Below are 18,398 nucleotides of genomic sequence, written 5' to 3'. Positions count from 1 at the left end.
CGCACCGGGGCGTCACGGCCCCCGCAGCGGACCCCTCGCCTCACCCGCCGGCCCGCGTCACCGCCCGGTCCAGCGCCTGAAGGAAACGATTCACCGTCGGCCGGTCCCGCACCGCGAGCCGCAGCCACTCCTCGCCCAGTCCCGGGAAGGTGTCGCCGCGCCGCACGGCGAAGCCCAGGTCCCGCAGGTGACGGCGCACGGCCCCCGCCCGGGGCAGCCGCACGAGCACGAAAGGTGCCTCCGCCGGCTCCACCACCCGCAGCCCGTCGGACGCGAACTCCCGCAGTCCGGCGACCAGGTGGGCCCGGTCCGCGGCGATGCGGTGCGCCGCGTGACCGGCCTCCGCGAGGGCCTGGGAGGACACACACGCCCGCGCCGCGGCCAGAGCGGGCGTGGAGACCGGCCACAACGGTTGGGCCCGCTCCAGTTCCCTGACCGTCTCAGGGGCGGCCAGCACGTACCCGATGCGCAGCCCCGCCAGCCCCCACGTCTTGGTGAGGCTGCGCAGCACCACGAGCCCGGGCACGTCCGTCCGCCCGGCGAGGGCCTCGCGCTCGCCGGGCACCGCGTCCATGAACGCCTCGTCGACGACCAGCATCCGCCCGGGACGGGCGAGTCCGGCGATCACCCCGGCCGGATGCAGCACGGACGTCGGGTTGGTCGGGTTGCCGATCACGACCAGATCCGCGTCCCGCGGGACGGCCGCCGGGTCGAGCCGGAAACCGTCCTCCTCGCGCAGCAGCACCCGCTCCACGGTGTGCCCGGCGTCCCGCAGCGCCGCCTCCGGCTCGGTGAACTGCGGGTGCACCACCACGGGGTGACGCACCTTCAGCGCACGGGCGAGCAGGACGAAGGCCTCCGCCGCGCCGGCGGTGAGCAGCACGTGCTCCACGGGGAGCCCGTGCCGGGCGGCCACCGCGGCCCGCGCGGCCCGCCCGTCCGGGTACGCGGCGAGCCCCGCCAGCGACTCGGCGATCCGCTCGCGCAGCCACACCGGGGGCGTGTCCGCACGGACGTTCACGGCCAGATCGGTGAGCGCGGAGCCGTCGTCCCGGACCTCCGCGTCACCGTGGTGACGCAGATCGTGAGCGGCCCCCCCGGCGGCGTCAGCGGCAGTGTCGGCTCCGGGACCGGGCGTGCCCTCAGTGGGCATGGGAGTGCGAGTGCGCGGGGTCTCCGTGGTGCCCGTGATGGTGGTGGCCGTCGTCGTCCGGGTGGAAGTGCGGCTGCTGCGCCATGCCGACCTTGTCCTCGAAACCGGGCAGGGCGATGCGGTAGACGCACGAGTCGCAGTTCATCCGGAGGTCGCCCTCGACCGCCTCCCGGTAACGCTCCATCACCAGGTCGAGCAGCTCCGGCTCGGGGCCGATCACGTCGGCGGGGCGGACCTCCACCTCGGGGTGCGCGGCGGCCCAGCCCTCGGTCTGCTGCCGCACCCGGTCCGGGAGGATCCCGGTGAAGAGGAAGTACGGGAGCACGACGACGCGCCGCGCGCCCAGCTTGAGGCAGCGGTCGAGGCCGGACGGCACGTCGGGCGCCGCCAGCGACACGAACGCGGTCTCCACACCGGCGTAGCCCCGGCCCTCCCACAGCAGCCGCGCCGCCTTGTACACCTCGGCGTTGGCGTCCGGGTCGGTGGACCCGCGCCCGACGAGCAGCACGGTGACGTCGGCGCGGTCCTGGGGCGTACGCGTCGGTCCGGCGCCCAGTGCCTCGTCGATGCGCCGCTCCAGCACGGCCAGCAGCGCGGGGTGCGGCCCCAGCGGGCGCCCGTACGTGTACGAGATCCCGGGGTGCCGCTCCTTCTCGCGGTTCAGCGCCGCCGGGATGTCGCCCTTGGCGTGCCCGGCGGACACCAGCATCAGCGGGACGGCGGCGAACCGCCGTACCCCCTGCTCCACGAGCTCGCCCACGGCCTCGGTGAGCGGGGGCGGCGACAGCTCGATGAACCCGCCGGCGACGGGCAGTTCGGGGTGACGGCGCCCCAGCTCCCGTACGAAGGCGCGGAAGGCCTCGGCTCCGGCCTCGTCCCGGGTGCCGTGTCCGGCGATGAGCAGGGCGGGGGCAGGAATGGTCACGATTTCTCCTTGGCGGCCGGTGCGGCCTCGGCGGTCGAAGCGGCCCCGGCGGCCGCTGCGACGGGGTGGTACAGCAGGGCGTTCAGGGCGGCCGCGGCGACCGCGGAACCGCCCTTCTCGGACACGTTGCTGACAGCGGGCAGCCCGCTCTCGCGCAACGCGGCCTTGGACTCGGCCGCGCCGACGAAACCGACGGGCAGACCGATGACGAGCGCGGGATCGGCGCGGAGCGTGAGCAGCTCCTCCAGGGCGGTCGGCGCACAGCCGATGACCCAGATCGCGCCGGGGCCGACGTCCTCGAGGGCGAGGCGGATCGCGTGCGCCGAACGGGTCAGCCCGGGCCCGGACCTGGCGTCCTTCAGCCGGCACACGGTGTCGCGCCGGGTAATCCCCGCCGCGACCATCTCCACGTCCACGACGACGGGCGCCCCGGAGTGCAGCGCGGCGTGCGCCCGCTCCAGCTCCCGCTCGTCCATGACGAGATCGTCGGCGTACTCGAGGTCGGCCGCCGAGTGGATCACCCGTTCCACGACCGCCCGGGTCAGCGGCGGGAAACCGGAGGTGTCCAGGCGGGCCCGCAGCCGCCGGAAGGACTCCTGCTCGATGGGGTGCACGACCCGGCTCGCGGGCAGTTCCTGGTTGCTCGGCCTCACTTGGGCTCCTCCTGCCAGCGGTAGCCGCGCGGCGTGACCATCCGCCCGGCGATCTCACGCGTCGCCGTGTTGCCCACGGTCACCACGGTCATCATGTCCACCACGGCCGGGTCGAGTTCCGACAGCGTGGTGAGACGGCTGCTGCCGTCCGGGCGCGAGGCGTTCCGTACGACTCCGACCGGCGTCGACGGCTCCCGGTGCTCCGCGAGGATCGCGAGGGCCTTCGGCAGCTGCCAGTCGCGGCCCCGGCTGCGCGGGTTGTAGAAGGTCACGACGAGGTCGGCCTCGGCGGCGGCGCGCACCCGCCGCTCGATGACCTCCCACGGCGTGTGCAGGTCGGACAGGCTGATCGACACGTGGTCGTGCCCGAGGGGCGCGCCCAGGATCGCTCCGGCCGCGAGCGCGGCGGTCACGCCGGGCACCCCGACCACGTCGATGTCGTCGGAGGCCTCGGCCAGCGCGGGTGACGCCATCGCGTACACGCCGGCGTCCCCGCTGCCGATCAGCGCGACGGCCTGCCCGCGGCGGGCCTCGGCGACCGCGGTGCGGGCCCGCTCCTCCTCGGCGCCGAGCCCGGACTCCAGGATCCGGGTGCCGGGGCGCAGCAGGTCACGGATCTGGTCGACGTACTGGTCGAGTCCGACGAGCACGGCGGCGCGCCGCAGTTCCTCCGCTGCCCGCGGGGTGAGCAGGTCGCGGGCTCCAGGACCGAGCCCGACCACCGCCAGCCGGCCGCGCGCCGCCCGCCGTACGACGGCACAGGTCGCCATCGCGGGCTGCCCGTCCGGCCGTACCGACTTCCGCTTGGGGACGAGGAGTTCACCCCCGCGGGCCAGCGCGGCGGCCTCCGCCACGGACGGCGTGCCGACCGCGGCGAGGGGCGCGTCCGAGGGGTTCGGCACCTCGACCGCCGACAGCTCCTCGGCCGGGTACGTCACCACGGGCACCCCGAGCCGTTCGGCGGCCCCGACAATACCGGGCTCGTCGGCCTTGGCGTCGACGGTGGCGAGCTCGGCGACGGACCGCACGGACAGTCCGGCGTCCCGCAGCGCGTCCTCGACCAGGGCGAGCACCTCGTCCACGGGGGCACCCCTGGAGGCCCCGACGCCGACGACGAGGGAGGGCGGCCGCAGCAGCACCTCGTGCTCGGCGTGCCCGACGGCCCGGTCGGTGACGCGGATCCGGTACGCGCCGTGCGTCCCCACGGGCAGCGGCGGAAGGGGCCAGGCCAGCTCCGCGTCCAGCGCGACGGGCTCCCCGTCGAGCAGCGCCCGCGACACCGCCGCGACATCCCCCTCCACGGGGAACCCGAGCATGTCGAGACCAGGCATGCCGACCGCGTCCGTCGCGGTGGTCACCACCGGTTCGGCACCCAGTACCGCGCCGACCTCCCGCGCGAGTTCGTTCGCGCCGCCGGCGTGGCCACCGACCAGGGACACGGCGAACCGTCCGGCCTCGTCGACGCACACGATCCCCGGGTCGGACGTCTTGTCACCCAGCAGCGGCGCGACGAGCCGCACCACCGCGCCCGTGGCCAGGAAGCACACCAGCCGGTCGCACTCGGCGAAGGCCAGCCGCACGGCGTCCCCGACGGAGCCGCCGGACCCGTCGTACACCCGGGTGCGCCCGGGCCAGGCCGCGGCCAGCCGGTCACGGGCGGCCGCGCCCGCCGCCGTCGCGGAAATCAGGCCGATCACTGAGGGACTCCTTCGGTACGGGCCGGAGGCCGGACGCCCCACAGCAGGAAAACGGGATTGGTCGCGGCGAGCCGGGTGACGTCGCCCGGCAGCGGCGCCAGCCGGGAGGACTGCAACAGCACGCCGTCGCAGTCGAACCCGGCGGCGGTGAGCGCGTCACGGACCGCGGGCACCCGGTCGAGCGCGGCCATGGCGACCACGACCGCCCGCCGGGCCCGGCGCGCGCACGCCGTGACGATGCCGGGCAGCTCGCGTCCCCCGCCGCCGACGAAGACGGCGTCCGGATCGTCCAGGTCGGACAGCACCGTGGGCGCGGCGCCGTGCACGACCTGCACGTCCACGCCGTGCGCCGCCGCGTTGGCGCGGATGCGTTCCACCCCGTCCCGCGTCTTCTCTATCGCGGTGACGGCGGCACCGAACCGCGCGCACTCGACCGCCACGGAACCGGAACCGGATCCCACGTCCCAGACGAGGTCGCCGAGTTGCGGGCCGAGCCGGGCCAGCGCCAGCGCCCGCACCTCGAACTTGGTGATCATCGAGTCGCGATGCGTGAACTCGCTCTCGGCCAGGGCCCATCGGCCGGGTCCGGGGGGCGGCCCCGCCACCGTACGGGCGGGTGCCGGGGCGTACGAGGTGTCCAGGCACACGACGACACTCACCGCCGTGCCCCAGTCGCGGGCCGCCGCCTCGGCGGGCGTGACCCGCTCCACCCGCTCGTGCCCCACGTCGCCGAGGCGGCTCGCCACGACGAGGACCCGCTCGCCTGAGCGGTAGGCCAGCGCGGCGCCAAGCTCGGCGGGCCCGGCGCCGGGCCCGGTCAGCACGGCCACCTTGGGGTGCGCGCGGCAGACGTTGACGGCGGTGCGCAGGTCACGCCCGTGGGCGCTCACCACGACCGCGTCGTCCCAGGTCAGGCCGAGCCGGGCGAAGGCGGCGGCGACGGAGGACACGCCGGGGGAGACCGTCAGGTTCCCGGATCCGAACCGTTCGGCCAGCGCCCGCACGATCCCGAAGAACCCGGGGTCTCCGGAGGCGAGCACCACGACCGGCCGTTCGTCGCCGTGCTCGTCCAGGTGCCGCTCGATCGCGTCCAGGGCGGGCGCCAGCGGCCCGAGCACGATCCGCTCCGCCGTGTCCGGCAGCGGGCCGGCCGCCAGATGCCGTAGGCCGCCGACGACGAGCCCCGCCCCCGCGAGGACGGCCTCGGCGTCCGTGGAGAGGGGCGCCCCCGTCCCCGTACCGACGACGGTGATCACGTCGTCGCACCTCGTGCGCGCAGCGCCTTGCGGGCCTCGGGGTCGGCCTTGCGGAAACCGTGGAAGTGGCCGGGGTGGTACAGGTGCGAGCGGGTGCCGCTCGCGTCGAGTGCCGGTCCGACCAGGAAGAGGGTGTGCTTCCAGAGCTTGTGCTCCTTGACGGTCTCCTCCAGGGTGCCGATCGTGCACTTCACCACCAGCTCCTCCGGCCAGGTCGCCTGGTAGGCGACCACGACCGGCGTCGAGGTGGGATAGCCGCCCTCCAGGAGTTCCCTGACCAGCTGCCCGCTGCGGGCGGCCGACAGGAACAGCGCCATCGTCGTGCCGTGCTTCGCGAACTCCCGCACATCCTCCCCGGGCGGCATCGGCGTCTTGCCTCCGCCGAGCCGGGTGAGGATCACGGACTGCGCGACCTCGGGGATCGTCAGCTCCCGCTGGGCGAGCGCGGCGACGGCGGAGAAGGACGAGACACCGGGGACGATCTCCGTCTCGACGCCCAGTTCGGCGCACCGGTCGACCTGCTCCTGCGTGCCGCCCCACAGCGCGGGGTCGCCGGAGTGGATACGGGCCACCTTCAGCCCCTCCGCGGCGGCCCGCTCGTACACGGCGACGACGTCCTCCAGGGACATCGTCGCCGAGTCCAGGATCTCGGCGCCCTCGTGCGCGTGGTCGAGGACCTCCGCCTGCACCAGGCTGGCCGCCCAGATCACGATGTCCGCGTCCGCGATGGCGCGCGCGGCGCGGAACGTCAACAGGTCGGCGGCGCCGGGGCCGGCACCGACGAAGGTCACCTTGCCGGTGGGGGCATCGGCCATGGGAATCGGTCCTCTCCTACAGATGTACGAACTGCCGGGTGCGCGTGGCGCGGAAGTCAGGGGGCGGGCAGCCGTCGGACGTGCGTGAACGGGGGTCGATCGGATAGCAAGGGCGTATGGCGGTCTTCGTCGCGCTCGGCGCGTTCCTGATGACGCTGGCCGGCGGCTGGACGGCACAGCGTGTGACCGACCGTCGTCACCTGGTGCTGGGCCTGGCCGGCGGCCTGATGCTGGGCGTGGTCGGCCTGGATCTGCTCCCCGAGGCGCTGGAGGCGGCGGGTGAGGAGATCTTCGGCGTACCGGCCGCCCTGCTGCTGTTCGTGGCCGGCTTCCTGCTCGCCCATCTGGGGGAACGGCTGCTCGCCACCCGCCGGGTCGCCCACGGCGGCGCGGAGCACGACTCCCGGACGCCCGAGGTGGGTCTGACGGCGGCGGCCGCGATGGTCGGGCACAGCGCCATGGACGGCGTGGCGATCGGCGCCGCGTTCCAGGTCGGCGGCGGGATGGGCCTCGCGGTGGCACTGGCCGTGATCGCCCACGACTTCGCGGACGGCTTCAACACCTACACGATCACGAGCCTGTACGGGAACGACCGCCGCAAGGCGATCGCCATGCTCGTCGCGGACGCGGTGGCCCCGGTCGCCGGCGCCGCCTCGACGCTCTTCGTCAGCATCCCGGAGCAAGCGCTCGGCTGCTACCTCGGTCTCTTCGGCGGCGTGCTGCTCTACCTCGCCGCCGCGGAGATCCTGCCCGAGGCGCACCACGAGCACCCGGCCCGCTCCACCCTGCTGTGCACGGTGGCGGGCGCGGCGTTCATCTGGCTCGTGGTGGGCATCGCGAGCTGACGGCGCGCGGCGGGCCGGCGGGTGCCGGTCCCGGCGCCTCACAGCTTCCCGCCCCGCCCGCCGTCGCGCCGGGGAGGCGCGATCAGCGTGGAGAGGTAGGGCAGCGCCCCGCCGTCGAGTTCGGCGGCCGGCCGCACGGACTCCTCCGGCAGCCCGAGGGCGGACCCCCACACGGCGTCGTCGAGGCGTCCGGTCTCGCGCAGCGCCGCCGCGACCTCCTGCGCCTGCCGTCCGAACTTGTACGCCACGACCGTGCCCGGCCCGTGCAGCGCGTCCTTGAGGACGGCGGCGCCCGCGGTCACCGGGACGAGGGTCAGCGGTTCGGTGCCCTCGGTGAGGACGGCACCCGAACGGGCGGCGAGGTCCTGCATGGCGGTGATGCCGGGCACGGTCTCGATCACCGTGCCGGGCAGTGCCTCGGCGATGGTCTGGGCGAGATAGGTGAAGGTCGAGTACACGTTGGGGTCGCCGATGGTGGCGAAGGCGACGGTGCCGTGCTGCTCCAGCAGCCCCGCGACCCGCCCGCCCGCGGCGTCCCAGGCCGCCTCGCGCCGCCCCCGGTCGGTCCGCTCGTTGAGCGCGAACACGACCCGTACGACCTTCTCCTCGGGCACGTAGTGCAGCACCGTCGCCTCGGCGCGCCCCCGCTCGCCCGTGTCCAGCACGGGCACGACGACGACCTCCGCCGCCCGCAGCGCGTTGACGCCCTTGACGGTCACCAGTTCCGGGTCGCCGGGGCCGACCCCGACCCCGATCAGCTTGCTGCTCATGACGTCAGGCACCTCTCCACGAACCGACGGGCGACACCGGGCGTGGACGCCCAGTGCGTGTGCAGGTAACTCGCGTGCACACCTTGCTGTACGAAACCTTCGACCCGCCGTGCCGGGGCGCGCACACCCCAGGCGGGAGCCGCCCCGGCGCCCGGTTCGACGACGGTCCGGTGGAACTCGTGCCCGCGCATCCGGGTCCCCGCCTCGGCGAGCACACTGTCGGACACGGCGACGGCGTCCCGGTAGCCGAGGGTGAGCCGCTCGTCCATCCGGGCCGAGGCGTCCAGCACCCCGCACATGGGCTGCCCGTCCAGCTCCCGGGACAGGTACAGCAGCCCCGCGCACTCCGCGGCGACCGGCGCCCCGCCGAGCGCCAGCTCCGCGACGGCCTCGCGCAGCGGCTCGTTGGCGGACAGCTCGGGCGCGTACACCTCGGGGAAGCCGCCCCCGATCACCAACCCGCCGGTGCCCTCGGGCAGCCGTTCGTCCCGCAACGGGTCGAAGGTGACGACCTCGGCCCCCGCCGCGGTGAGCAACTCGGCATGCTCGGCATAGGAGAAGGTGAAGGCGGGCCCCCCGGCGACGGCGACCGTTGTCCTCGGCCCCGGCCGGGAACGTTCCGGCCCGTCCGGCGCTTCAGGACGCGGCCGTCCAGGTGGCAGCGGGGATCCGGGGGCCCCGGCCCCCGGCAGCGGGACGGCACGGGACGCCGGGGCGCAGGAAGCCAGTGCCTCGCCCGCCTCCCAGGCCGCACCGGACAACGCGGGCGCACTGCGCGCCAGCGCGAGCAGAGCCTCCAGGTCACACCCCCGGCACACCTGCGAGGCCATCGCGGCGACCGCCTCCACCGCCCCGTCCCGCCGCTCGGCGACCGGCACGAGCCCCAGATGCCGGGACGGCGTGTCCACCTGCGGCGCCCGCCGCAGCACCCCGAGCACGGGCACCCCGGACGCGTCGAGCGCCTCGCGCAGCAGCGTCTCGTGCCGGTCGGACCCCACCTTGTTGAGGATCACCCCGGCCACCCGCACCTCGGGATCCCAGGAGGCGAAGCCGTGCACCAGCGCGGCCACCGACCGCGACTGCGACGACGCGTCGACGACCAGGACCACCGGCGCCCGCAGCAGCTTCGCGACATGCGCGGTGGACGCCAGCTCGCCCTGCCCCGCCGCCCCGTCGTACAGGCCCATCACGCCCTCGACGACGGCGAGATCGCACCCGCGCGCGCCGTGCGCGAAGAGCGGCGCGACCAGCTCGGCGCCGCACAGGTACGCGTCGAGGTTGCGCCCCACCCGCCCGGTGGCGAGCGCGTGGTACCCGGGGTCGATGTAGTCCGGCCCCACCTTGTGCGGGGACACGGCGAGCCCCCGCGAGGCGAAGGCCGCCATCAGCCCCGTGGCCACGGTGGTCTTGCCGCTGCCCGAGGCGGGCGCGGCGACGACCAGCCGGGGGACGCTCGTCACCACTCGATGCCCCTCTGGCCCTTCTGCCCGGTGTCCATCGGATGCTTGACCTTGGACATGTCGGTCACCAGGTCGGCGAAGTCCACCAGCTTCTCCGGAGCGTTGCGCCCGGTGATCACGACGTGCTGCGTCCCCGGCCGGTCCCGCAGCACGGACACGACCTCGTCGGTGTCGATCCACCCCCAGTGCATGGGGTAGGCGAACTCGTCGAGGACGTACAGCCGGTAGGTCTCGGCGGCCAGGTCCCGCTTGACCTGCTCCCAGCCCTCGCGGGCCTTCTCCTCGTTGTCCAGCTGCGCGTCGCGCTGGACCCAGGACCAGCCCTCGCCCATCTTGTGCCAGTCGACCGTGCCGCCCTCGCCGCTGGCGCCGAGCACCCGCAGCGCGTTCTCCTCGCCGACCTTCCACTTCGCCGACTTGACGAACTGGAACACCCCGATAGGCCAGCCCTGGTTCCAGGCGCGCAGCGCGAGCCCGAAGGCGGCGGTGGACTTTCCCTTGCCGATCCCGGTGTGCACCACGACCAGCGGACGGTTGCGCCGCTGACGTGTCGTCAGCCCGTCGTCCGGTACGGCGCTCGGCTGTCCCTGCGGCATTACGCGGCCCTCCTGTTGCTTCCCTGCACGTCCCGGACCAGGCCGGCGATCGAGTCGGCCCGCAGTTCGTCCAGCGTCACCGCGGTGCCCTCCAGTTCCGCCGCGAGCTGCCTCGCGAGACCGAGCCGCACCGGCCCCGTCTCGCAGTCGACGACCACCGAGGCGACGGAGTCGGCCGCGAACAGCCGGGCCGCGCGGCCCGCGAGCGCCACCGGTTCCGGGCCGCCGGTCGCCCGGCCGTCCGTGACCACGACGACCAGGGGCCGCCGTGCCGCGTCCCGCAGCCGCTCGACCCGCAGCACGTCGTGCGCCCGGAGCAGGCCCGCCGCCAGTGGTGTCCGCCCGCCCGTGGGCAGCGACTCCAGCCGCGCCGCCGCCGCGTCCACCGAGGAGGTGGGCGGCAGCGCCACGTCGGCGGCCGACCCGCGGAACGTCACGAGCCCCACCTTGTCCCGGCGCTGGTAGGCGTCGAGCAGCAGCGACAGCACCGCACCCTTCACGGCGCTCATCCGCTGCCGCGCCGCCATCGACCCCGAGGCGTCCACGACGAACAGGACGAGGTTGCCCTCGCGCCCCTCCCGGGTGGCCTGGCGCAGATCGTCCCGCCGTATCACCAGACCGCGCCCCGACCGGCCGCGCGCCCGCTGGTGCGGCGCCGCCGCCTGCACGGTCGCCGCCAGGTGCAGCTTGGTGAGCGTCCCGCGCGGCCGTCGCGACCCGGTGGTCCTGCCGTGCTCGGTCCGCGCCCGGGACCGCCGCCCGGCGGCGCCCTCGCCCAGCCCCGGCACGCTCAGCGCCTTGGTGCGGAACGGTTCCCCGGCCCGTACGGGCTGCTGCTCACCGGCACCGGACGGCCCCGGCTGCCCGCTCTCGCCCGCCTGGGGCCGCGCGGCCTCGTCACCGCCCGGTTCCGTGCCGTCGGCCGCGTCCTGCGGGCCCTCCTGCGGACCGTCCCCGGGACCGCCCTCGGGACCGCCCTGGGGGGGCTGCCCGCCGCCACCGGGCCCGTCCGGGTCCGGGTCGTCGTCACCGTCCGTGCCGTCCTGCCCGCCGAACTCCTCCAGCGTCTCGTCGAGCTTGTCCTCGTCGAGCCCGGGCGCGTCGAACGGATTGCGCCGGCGCCGGTGCGGCAGCGCCAGCAGGGCCGCCTGCCGCACGTCCTCCGCCAGTACCTCGGTCCGGCCGGCCCACGCGGCCAGCGCGGTCGCCGTCCGCGCCATCACGATGTCGGCCCGCATCCCGTCGACCTCGAAGGCCGCGCAGGTCGCCGCGATCTGCCGCAGCGCGCCGTCCCCGAGCCGCACGGACGGCAGCAGGTCTCGGGCGGCCACGATCCGGGCCCGTACCGCCGACTCCTCGTCCGCCCACCGCGCCGCGAACCCGTCCGGGTCGTCGTCGTACGCGAGCCGCCTGCGCACGACCTCCACCCGCTGGTCGGGCTCCCGGGAGGCCGCGACCTCCACGGTCAGCCCGAAGCGGTCAAGCAACTGCGGCCGAAGCTCGCCCTCTTCGGGGTTCATGGTGCCGACGAGCAGGAAACGGGCGGCGTGCCGCACCGAGACGCCCTCGCGCTCCACGTACGAGGCACCCATCGCCGCCGCGTCCAGCAGCAGGTCGACCAGGTGGTCGTGCAGCAGGTTGACCTCGTCGACGTACAGGATCCCGCGGTGCGCGTCCGCCAGCAGGCCGGGTTCGAAGGCCTTCACGCCCTCGGACAGGGCGCGTTCGATGTCCAGCGCGCCCACCAGCCGGTCCTCGGAGGCACCGACGGGCAGCTCGACCATGCGGGCCGGCCGGGACACCCCCGGCCCCACCTCGTGCGGCCCGTCCGGGCACGCCGGGTCGGGCGTGCCCGGCGCACACGAGAAGCGGCACCCGGCGACGACGTCCACCTTCGGCATCAGCGCCGAAAGAGCCCGGACCGCGGTCGACTTGGCGGTGCCCTTCTCGCCGCGCACCAGCACGCCGCCGACCGCCGGGGAGACGGCGTTCAGCAGCAGCGCGAGCCGCAGGTCGTCCTGACCGACGAGGGCCGTGAACGGGAACGGGGTACTCACTGGTCGTCGCCCTCCAGATCGCCTTCGAGCTCCAGATAGGTGGCGCGCAGCCGCTCCAGCGTCTGCGCGTCCGGTTCCGCCCACAGGCCGCGCTCGGCCGCTTCGAGCAGCCGCTCCGTGATCCCGCGCAGCGCCCACGGGTTGGACTTCTTCATGAAGTCCCGGTTCTCCGCGTCGAAGACGTACTCCGCGCTGAGCTTCTCGTACATCCAGTCGTCGACCACGCCGGCCGTCGCGTCGTACCCGAAGAGGTAGTCGACGGTCGCCGCCATCTCGAAGGCGCCCTTGTAGCCGTGCCGCCGCATCGCCGCCATCCAGCGCGGGTTGACCACCCGCGCCCGGAACACGCGGTGCGTCTCCTCGCCGAGGGTGCGGGTCTTCACCTGGTCCGGAGTGGCCGAGTCGCCGACGTACGCCTCGGGGCTGGTGCCCGTCAGATGGCGCACCATGGCGACCATCCCGCCGTGGTACTGGAAGTAGTCGTCGGCGTCCACGAGGTCGTGCTCGCGGGTGTCGACGTTCTTCGCGGCCACGGCGATCCGCCGGAACGCGGTCTCCATGTCGCCGCGCGCCGCCCGCCCGTCGAGCCCGCGCCCGTACGCGTAACCGCCCCACACCGCGTACACCTCGGCGAGGTCCGCGTCCGAGCGCCAGTTGCGCGCGTCGATGAGCGGCAGCAGCCCGGCGCCGTACGCCCCCGGCTTCGAGCCGAAGACACGGGCCGTGGCGCGCCGCCGGTCGCCGTGCTCGGCGGTGTCCTCGTCGGCGTGCCTGCGCACGTAGTTGGCGTCCGCGGGCTCGTCCAGCTCGGCCACCGCCCGCACCGCGTCGTCGAGGAGAGCGATCACGTGCGGGAACGCGTCCCGGAAGAAGCCGGAGATGCGGACGGTGACGTCGATGCGCGGCCGGCCCAGCTCGGCCAACGGCACGATCTCGAAGCCGGTCACGCGGCGCGACGCGTCGTCCCACACCGGACGGCAGCCGAGCAGCGCGAGGATCTCCGCGATGTCGTCGCCCTGCGTGCGCATCGCCGACGTGCCCCAGACGGTGAGGCCGACGGACGTCGGGTACTCGCCGTTGTCCTGGAGGTAGCGCGCCACGAGCGAGTCGGCGAGCGCCTGCCCGACCTCCCAGGACAGCCGGGACGGGATCGCCTTGGGGTCGACGGAGTAGAAGTTGCGGCCGGTCGGCAGGACGTTCACCAGGCCGCGGGTCGGCGAGCCCGACGGGCCCGCCGGGACGTAACCGCCGCGCAGCGCCTTGAGGATGTGCGTGATCTCGTCCGTCGTACGGGCCAGTCGCGGCACCACCTCGCGGCAGGCGAACTCCACCACCGCGACCGCCTCGGGCAGGTCGGCGCCGAGGACCTCGCGCACGAGAGCGGCGCTCCCGGACGTCTCCCAGCCGCGTTCCTCCATGCCCTCGGCGATCCGGCGGCACAGCTGCTCCAGCAGGTCGACGGCGTCGGCGCCGGTCCGCGCGGGCCCCTGGACGAGGTCCGTGAGCTCCGCCGGCACCTTCACCGGCGCACCCGGCTCGGCCAGCAGCTCCTTCTCCGACAGTCCGAAATGGTCCGCGAGGGACGCCCGCAGACCCGGCAGGGCGTTGGCCTGGCCGCCCCACACCTGCGAGGCGCGGAGCACGGCCAGCACGAGGTTGACCCGCGCCTCGTCCTGAGGCCCGCCGCCGAGGACGTGCAGCCCGTCGCGGATCTGCACGTCCTTGATCTCGCACAGATAGCCGTCGATGTGCATCACGAACTCGTCGAACGTCTCGTCGTCCGGCTGTTCGTCGACGTGCAGGTCGTGGTGCAGCTCGGCCGCCTTGACCAGCGTCCAGATCTGCGCGCGCACCGCGGGCGCCTTGGTCGGGTCCAGGTCCGACACCAGGGCGTACTCGTCGAGGAGCTGCTCCAGCTTGGCGAGGTCGCCGTAGGTGTCGGCACGCGCCATCGGCGGCACCAGGTGGTCGACGACCGTGGCGTGCCCGCGGCGCTTGGCCTGGGTGCCCTCGCCGGGGTCGTTGACGATGAACGGGTAGACCAGGGGGAGTTCGCCGAGTACGGCGTCGGGGGCGCAGCCGCCGCTGAGCCCGAGCCCCTTGCCGGGCAGCCACTCCATCGTGCCGTGCTTGCCCATGTGCACGACCGCGTCGGCGCCGAACGAGTTCTCCAGCCAGCGGTAGGCCGCCATGTAGTGGTGCGACGGCGGCATGTCGGGGTCGTGGTAGATCGCGATCGGGTTCTCGCCGAAGCCGCGCGGCGGCTGGATCATCACGACGACGTTCCCGAACTGCAGGCAGGCCAGCACGATGTCGTCGCCGTCGACGTACAGCGAGCCGGGCGGCTCGCCCCACGCCTCCAGCATGCCGTCGCGCAGCCCCGGATCGAGCGTGTCGAACCACGCCCGGTAGTCGGCGAGCGGCACCCGTGCGGGCGCGGACGCCAGCTGTTCCTCGGTGAGCCACTCGACGTCGTGGCCGCCGGCCGCGATGAGCCGGTGGATCAACTCGTCGCCGTTGTCCGGGTATTCCGTCAGGGCGTACCCCGCGTCCCGCAGCGCGTCGAGGACACGGACGGCGGAGGCGGGGGTGTCGAGCCCGACCGCGTTGCCGACCCGGGAGTGCTTGGTCGGGTAGGCGGTGAAGACCAGCGCGAGCTTCTTCTCCGCGTTCGGCTTGTGCTTCAGCAGGGCGTGGCGCACGGCGATCCCGGCGACCCGCGCGGCCCGCTCGGGGTCGGCGACGTACACCGGGACGTCGTCGGGGCCCTGCTCCTTGAAGGAGAACGGCACGGTGATGAGGCGCCCGTCGAACTCCGGGATCGCGACCTGCATCGCCGCGTCCATGGGGGAGAGAGCCGCGTCCGACTCGTCCCAGGCGGCGTGCGAGGAGGTGAGGCAGAGCCCTTGCAGGACGGGGATGTCGAGGTCGGCGAGCGCCCCGATGTCCCAGGCCTCCTCGTCCCCGCCGGCCGAGGCCTCGGAGGCGTGCGTGCCGCCCGCCGCGAGCACGGTGGCGACCAGGGCGTCGGCCTTCCCCAGGATCTCGTACAGCCCGGGGTCCGCGTCGCGCAGCGAACCGCAGAACACCGGGAGGGCGTTGGCGCCGCGTGCCTCGATGGCGTCGCACAGTGTGTCGACGAAGGCCGTGTTGCCGGACAGCTCGTGGGCCCGGTAGAAGAGCACGCCGACGGTCGGGCGGCCCTCGGCCAGGTCCCGCTCGCCGTGCACACCGAACTCGGCCGTCTTCCTCGGCTCCTCGAAGCCCTTGCCGGTGAGCAGCACGGTGTCGGAGAGGAACCGCGCGAGTTCCGCCAGGTTCTCCGGGCCGCCCTCGACGAGGTAGCGCAGCGCCTCCGCCACGACACCGGCGGGCACGGACGACTCCGCCATCAACTCCGCGTCGGGGACCGCCTCCCCGCCGAGCAGCACGGTCGGCACGCCCGACGCCCTGAGCGCGGCGAGCCCGTCCTCCCAGGCCCGCTTGCCGCCCAGCAGGCGTACGACGGCGACGTCCGCGCCCGCGACGAGCGCGGGCAGTTCCCCGGCGACGTCGACGCGGTTCGGGTTGCCGATCCGGTACGCGGCGCCGGAGGCCCGGGCCGCCAGCAGATCCGTGTCGGCGGTCGACAACAACAACACTGTGCTCATGCGGGTGCTCCTGGTGGGATGAAAGGCAGTCCTGTCGGAGCGCCCGACTCGATGAGCCGCCACAGCGCGTCCGTGTCCGCGTGTTCCTCGATCAGATCGCCGAGCAGGTCCAGTTGCTCCTCGCGCAGCGTGGCGAACGACGTGCCGGCGGCCGGCACGAAGCGGCGGCCCGCGGCGGCCGCCACCTCCCGCAGGAAGGCGCGCCGGAACCCGTCCGACTCCAGCGAGCCGTGCCAGTGCGTGCCCCAGACGGCGCCGACCCGGCAGCCGTCCAGGAAGGGTTCGCCGCCGGTGACCTCGGCGACCCCGTGGTGGATCTCGTAGCCCTCGACGTGCTCGCCGAGCGCCTCGCCCACGGGCCGCGTAAGGGTCTTCTCCCGCGCGAACCGCACGCGCACGGGCAGCAGTCCGAGCCCGTCGACGTGCCCCGCCCGCGACTCGACGTCGTCCTCGATGTGCTCGCCGAGGGCCTGGAAGCCGCCGCAGATCCCGAGCACCGGACGCCCCTCGGCGGCCCGCCGGGCGATCGCGTCCGCGAGGCCGCGCTCCCGCAGCCACTGAAGGGCCCGCACCGTCCCCCGGGTGCCCGGTACGACGACGAGGTCGGCGTCGGCCAGTTCCTCCGCCCGGTCCACGAACCGCACCACGACGCCCGGTTCCGCGGCGAGGGCGTCGACGTCCGTGAAGTTGGACATCAGCGGGACCGCGCAGACCGCGACCCGCAGCACGTCCTCGCCGACGGGCGGCGCCACGACGGACTCCCGAACGGTCCCGCGCAGCGAAACCCTCAGTCCGTCCTCCTCGTCGATGCCGAGTCCGTGCCGGAAAGGCAGGACGCCGTACGAGGGCCGGCCGGTGAGACCGCGCAGCATGTCGAGCCCCGGCTCCAGCAGGGAGACGTCCCCGCGGAACTTGTTGACCAGGAAGCCTGCGACGAGTTCCTGGTCCTCGGGCGACAGCAGGGCCACCGTCCCGAAGAAGGAGGCGAACACGCCCCCGCGGTCGATGTCCCCGACCACGAGGACGGGCAGCCGCGCGTTCCGGGCGATGCCCATGTTCACGATGTCGGTACGGCGCAGGTTGATCTCGGCAGGACTGCCTGCCCCTTCACAGATCACCGCGTCATACGTGCCCCGCAATTGGGCCAGGCAGTCCAGCACGGTCCCGAGCAGTGCCTCCTGGCGGCCCCCGTGGTAGCCGCGCGCACTCATCTCGCCCACCGGCTTCCCCATGAGCACGACCTGGCTGCTGCGGTCGCTCCCCGGCTTGAGCAGCACCGGGTTCATCAGCGCGGTCGGCTCCACACGGGCGGCCTGTGCCTGCATGGCCTGCGCCCGCCCGATCTCCGCCCCCTCGCGCGTGACGAACGAGTTGAGGGACATGTTCTGCGCCTTGAAGGGCGCCACCTTCACGCCTTGGCGCACCAGCCACCGGCAGATCCCGGCGGTCACGACGCTCTTGCCGGCGTCGGAGGTGGTGCCGGCGATCAGCAGTCCGCCGCTCATCGGGTACGCCCCTTCGTGAGTCCCTGCGCGAGCAGCCGCCCGGCGACGCACACGCCCAGCGCGAGCCGGCTCACCCGCCGGGACAGCCGTACGGCCCGCTCGATGTCGTGGACGGCCACGGCCCGCCCGTCGCCGTTCAGCACGGGCCGGTGCTCGACCCGTCCCCCGTACGAGAGGGTCCCGCCCAGCCGTACGCCCAGGGCTCCCGCGAAGGAGGCCTCCACGGGACCGGCGTTGGGGCTGGGGTGCCTGGCGGCGTCGGCACGCCAGGCGCGTACGGCAGCGCGCGGATCGCCGCCCGCGACGGCCGCGAGTACGGCGGTCAGCCGGGCCCCCGGCCAGCCGGCGACGTCGTCGAGCCGCGCGGAGGCCCACCCGTAGCGGCGGTACCTGGCGGACCTGTGCCCGACCATCGCGTCCAGCGTGTTCACGGCCCGGAAGGCGACGAGCCCGGGCACACCGCCGACGGCGCCCCAGACCAGGGCACCCACGACGGCGTCGGAGGTGTTCTCCGCGACGGACTCGACCACGGCCCGGGCGATCCCGTCGGCGTCCAGCGCCTGCGGATCCCGCCCGCACAGGTGGGGCAGCCGCTCGCGGGCGGCGTCGACGTCCCCGGCGGCCAGCGCGCCGCCGACGGTCCTGGCCTCCCGGCCGAGGGAGGTGCCCCCGACGACGGCCCAGGTGGCGGCGGCGGTCAGCGCGACGGAGGCGGCGGGGGAGGTGCGCACACGGCGGCTCGCGAAGGCCGCGAGAACGGTGGCGCCGCCGGCGCAGACCGCGGTGTGCAGCGCGCCCCATCCGCGGTGGTCGCGCCACAGCACCCGTTCCACGGCGCCCGCGGCCCGCCCGAACGCGGCGACCGGGTGCCCGCGGCGGGGGTCGCCGAGGAGCAGGTCGCCGAGGAGGCCGGCGGTGGCGCCGTACGCGAAGACGCGATCGGCACGCACGGGCTCAGCCCGCCGTGGGGTGCGGCAGCACCCTCGTACTCGTCGTCAGGACCCGCAACGGGCAGC

General features: G+C 74.6%; 14 protein-coding genes. 1 reads left to right on the top strand and 13 read right to left on the bottom strand.

The window, feature by feature from the left end; genetic code table 11:
* Positions 1-40: 40 nt before the first annotated feature.
* From cobC to cobM, 6 genes are read right to left on the bottom strand one after another with little or no spacing between them, the layout of a single operon-like run.
* Positions 41-1,153, bottom strand: coding sequence for an Rv2231c family pyridoxal phosphate-dependent protein CobC (gene cobC, locus ACFYP4_RS32235; protein WP_388790289.1), 1,113 nt, complete (start codon positions 1,151-1,153; stop codon positions 41-43).
* Entirely contained in the window at positions 1,143-2,078 is a 936-nt protein-coding gene (locus ACFYP4_RS32230; protein WP_358855068.1) for a sirohydrochlorin chelatase, read from the bottom strand. The genes cobC and ACFYP4_RS32230 overlap by 11 nt, the downstream gene beginning before the upstream one ends.
* Positions 2,075-2,731 carry a precorrin-8X methylmutase gene (locus tag ACFYP4_RS32225; protein WP_388790284.1) on the bottom strand — a complete coding sequence of 219 codons (657 nt, stop codon included), beginning with the start codon at positions 2,729-2,731 and terminating at the stop codon, positions 2,075-2,077. Before ACFYP4_RS32225 ends, ACFYP4_RS32230 begins: the two co-directional genes overlap by 4 nt.
* Complete coding sequence (gene cobJ / locus ACFYP4_RS32220) at positions 2,728-4,428, bottom strand: precorrin-3B C(17)-methyltransferase (protein WP_388790280.1); 1,701 nt, start codon at positions 4,426-4,428, stop codon at positions 2,728-2,730. Before cobJ ends, ACFYP4_RS32225 begins: the two co-directional genes overlap by 4 nt.
* Positions 4,425-5,684 (bottom strand): precorrin-6y C5,15-methyltransferase (decarboxylating) subunit CbiE, encoded by a 1,260-nt coding sequence (gene cbiE, locus ACFYP4_RS32215; protein WP_388790277.1) that lies wholly within the window; start codon positions 5,682-5,684, stop codon positions 4,425-4,427. The genes cobJ and cbiE overlap by 4 nt, the downstream gene beginning before the upstream one ends.
* Positions 5,681-6,499, bottom strand: coding sequence for a precorrin-4 C(11)-methyltransferase (gene cobM / locus ACFYP4_RS32210; protein ID WP_388790274.1), 819 nt, complete (start codon positions 6,497-6,499; stop codon positions 5,681-5,683). Before cobM ends, cbiE begins: the two co-directional genes overlap by 4 nt.
* A 116-nt stretch (positions 6,500-6,615) precedes the next feature.
* Here cobM and ACFYP4_RS32205 point away from each other — a divergent pair, with 116 nt between their 5' ends.
* Positions 6,616-7,344: a ZIP family metal transporter gene (locus ACFYP4_RS32205; protein WP_388790271.1), complete on the top strand. Its 729-nt coding sequence runs from the start codon at positions 6,616-6,618 to the stop codon at positions 7,342-7,344.
* A 38-nt stretch (positions 7,345-7,382) separates the two neighbouring features.
* Here ACFYP4_RS32205 and cobI read toward each other — a convergent pair whose 3' ends face one another.
* From cobI to ACFYP4_RS32170, 7 genes are read right to left on the bottom strand one after another with little or no spacing between them, the layout of a single operon-like run.
* Positions 7,383-8,114, bottom strand: a complete 732-nt coding sequence (gene cobI, locus ACFYP4_RS32200) for a precorrin-2 C(20)-methyltransferase (protein WP_388790268.1) — start codon at positions 8,112-8,114, stop codon at positions 7,383-7,385.
* Positions 8,111-9,577, bottom strand: a complete 1,467-nt coding sequence (locus ACFYP4_RS32195) for a cobyrinate a,c-diamide synthase (RefSeq protein ID WP_388790265.1) — start codon at positions 9,575-9,577, stop codon at positions 8,111-8,113. The genes cobI and ACFYP4_RS32195 overlap by 4 nt, the downstream gene beginning before the upstream one ends.
* Positions 9,571-10,170, bottom strand: a complete 600-nt coding sequence (gene cobO / locus ACFYP4_RS32190; protein ID WP_358855076.1) for a cob(I)yrinic acid a,c-diamide adenosyltransferase — start codon at positions 10,168-10,170, stop codon at positions 9,571-9,573. Before cobO ends, ACFYP4_RS32195 begins: the two co-directional genes overlap by 7 nt.
* On the bottom strand, positions 10,170-12,227 hold the full coding sequence (locus tag ACFYP4_RS32185) for a putative cobaltochelatase (RefSeq protein ID WP_388790262.1): 2,058 nt from the start codon (positions 12,225-12,227) through the stop codon (positions 10,170-10,172). The genes cobO and ACFYP4_RS32185 overlap by 1 nt, the downstream gene beginning before the upstream one ends.
* Positions 12,224-15,877, bottom strand: coding sequence for a cobaltochelatase subunit CobN (cobN, locus tag ACFYP4_RS32180; RefSeq protein ID WP_388790259.1), 3,654 nt, complete (start codon positions 15,875-15,877; stop codon positions 12,224-12,226). The genes ACFYP4_RS32185 and cobN overlap by 4 nt, the downstream gene beginning before the upstream one ends.
* On the bottom strand, positions 15,874-17,382 hold the full coding sequence (locus tag ACFYP4_RS32175; RefSeq protein WP_358855079.1) for a cobyric acid synthase: 1,509 nt from the start codon (positions 17,380-17,382) through the stop codon (positions 15,874-15,876). Before ACFYP4_RS32175 ends, cobN begins: the two co-directional genes overlap by 4 nt.
* On the bottom strand, positions 17,379-18,332 hold the full coding sequence (locus tag ACFYP4_RS32170) for a cobalamin biosynthesis protein (protein ID WP_358855080.1): 954 nt from the start codon (positions 18,330-18,332) through the stop codon (positions 17,379-17,381). The genes ACFYP4_RS32175 and ACFYP4_RS32170 overlap by 4 nt, the downstream gene beginning before the upstream one ends.
* Positions 18,333-18,398: the final 66 nt, after the last annotated feature.

Source organism: Streptomyces sp. NPDC005551 (assembly GCF_042871785.1).
GTDB lineage: Bacteria > Actinomycetota > Actinomycetes > Streptomycetales > Streptomycetaceae > Streptomyces.
Note: the sequence above shows the minus strand (reverse complement) of the source record. Positions and strands in the feature narration are given on the sequence as shown.